The sequence below is a fragment of the Kistimonas asteriae genome, assembly GCF_018263925.1.
GTDB classification, from domain to species: domain Bacteria; phylum Pseudomonadota; class Gammaproteobacteria; order Pseudomonadales; family Endozoicomonadaceae; genus Kistimonas; species Kistimonas asteriae.
The window spans coordinates 1-1,952 of record NZ_JAEVHF010000040.1 but is presented as its reverse complement, the minus strand read 5'-3'; the positions used below and the strand labels follow the sequence as shown (position 1 = coordinate 1,952).

The following is a 1,952-nucleotide window of genomic DNA, read 5'->3' as shown; positions in this document are numbered from 1 at the left end:
CGAGTGTCGTACGGCTTGAAGCGAGGCATGGCGAGGCTCGAAATAGAACTCTGGGGCAGATTTCTAAAGGATATCTGCTATGCCGGGGACTGCCAGTGCTTCCAGACGTTTTTCTACAGACTCAACGACTCGATGTGGGGCTGCACGTTAGTGCAGTCCCACACGATTGTTTTGTTATATTTATTTCTCAGTACAAGCAATTAACGCTTGGATAACAGCTTTACCCAGTTGAGATACATTTGATGCTTGTTGTAGGTATTGTGTTTTTTCTGCGATTTCATGAAAGCCCTTCTCATTACCTGTGGAGCCTCCATTTCTGCATGGTGTGATCTCATACTTATCTGAAGCACTAAGCATGCACATTTTAGTACCTTTGATAAAGGTTCTATAGGACTTAACACCTGCAGCCAGTAGGAGTGGTTTAGTCATGCCTGAGTGTGTTTTAGGGTGAGGCACACCACTTTTGGAGTGTTCTAGCGCTTGTAGGCATAGTGATCCAATGGTTGCCTCTTCATCAGAGCTAGAGCACGTAAAATATGGACCTGCATCAAGCCATACACCAGCAGTTGTTTGTTGGTTTGCTCCCAAAAATAACGAGCCCTTTCTTTCGTAGATTAAAACTAATTTATTCATGAAAGTTGATTAAAAATATAACGACTCGATGTGGGGCTGCACGTTAGTGCAGTCCCACACGATTGTTTTGTTATATTTATTTCTCAGTACAAGCAATTAACGCTTGGATAACAGCTTTACCCAGTTGAGATACATTTGATGCTTGTTGTAGGTATTGTGTTTTTTCTGCGATTTCATGAAAGCCCTTCTCATTACCTGTGGAGCCTCCATTTCTGCATGGTGTGATCTCATACTTATCTGAAGCACTAAGCATGCACATTTTAGTACCTTTGATAAAGGTTCTATAGGACTTAACACCTGCAGCCAGTAGGAGTGGTTTAGTCATGCCTGAGTGTGTTTTAGGGTGAGGCACACCACTTTTGGAGTGTTCTAGCGCTTGTAGGCATAGTGATCCAATGGTTGCCTCTTCATCAGAGCTAGAGCACGTAAAATATGGACCTGCATCAAGCCATACACCAGCAGTTGTTTGTTGGTTTGCTCCCAAAAATAACGAGCCCTTTCTTTCGTAGATTAAAACTAATTTATTCATGAAAGTTGATTAAAAATATAACGCTAAGTTTTGGGGCCGAGCAGCAAAGCTGCGAAGGTCCCGAGCCCAGAAGGGGCGAACAACAACGCTTAGTTATGCTTTAATTTATTTGGTAGTTCTCTGTATAAAGCATGTTGTCTTTAAAAATTAAACATGTTTTAGAGTTTCCTTTAGTACCAACAAATTCGTAGAAGTCGAAGTTTTTAATTTTTTGTTGATCAGTAAGTGGTAAATCTTCAGGGGCTCGTGAACTAATGGAGGTAGAGCTACAAGAGACATTGCCATCAATAACTCGTTTTCTTGCCATACAGGTTTCTACAATGTATTTATAACTTTGATAAATGTCTGATGCAGTCGCGCCAGATGATTTGATTGATATTTGGCTAGTGAATATTTGTTCGTGAGAGTCAGTATCTATGAGTTCTATATCATAAACATTAGATTTGAAATGTTTTGTGATGTTATTAATGCAATAATTTGGCAGTGGAAGTATTAAGTGAGTACCATGATTTATTTTGCTTCCAAAGCCGATGCCATTGGAACGAATCTCAAAATACGATTCTTTAGGTATTTCACTTTCAGCTATTACGTAGAAAGGAAGAAGTGCAAGAATAAAAAGATATTTTGGCATTTTGTTATTATCAATTTTGATTGTTAGAGAGGCATAACGACTCGATGTGGGGCTGCACGTTAGTGCAGTCCCACACGATTGTTTTGTTACATGCGGAATACTGCTTTTTAAGGCTAATGCTAAATTAAGGCTCTGGATATTTTATAAATTAATAAAGTA

The 1,952-nt window shown here is 39.5% G+C and carries 3 protein-coding genes; all 3 read right to left on the bottom strand.

What is annotated here, in order from left to right; genetic code table 11:
* Positions 1-180: 180 nt before the first annotated feature.
* Positions 181-633 (bottom strand): hypothetical protein, encoded by a 453-nt coding sequence (locus KHS78_RS22135; protein WP_211831189.1) that lies wholly within the window; start codon positions 631-633, stop codon positions 181-183.
* Between the two features lie 76 nt (positions 634-709).
* The gene (locus tag KHS78_RS22130; RefSeq protein ID WP_211831189.1) at positions 710-1,162 is read right to left on the bottom strand and encodes a hypothetical protein; all 453 of its coding nucleotides are present in this window, start codon (positions 1,160-1,162) and stop codon (positions 710-712) included.
* Positions 1,163-1,262: 100 nt separating this feature from the next.
* Entirely contained in the window at positions 1,263-1,793 is a 531-nt protein-coding gene (locus KHS78_RS22125) for a hypothetical protein (protein ID WP_211831188.1), read from the bottom strand.
* Between the last annotated feature and the right edge of the window lie 159 nt (positions 1,794-1,952).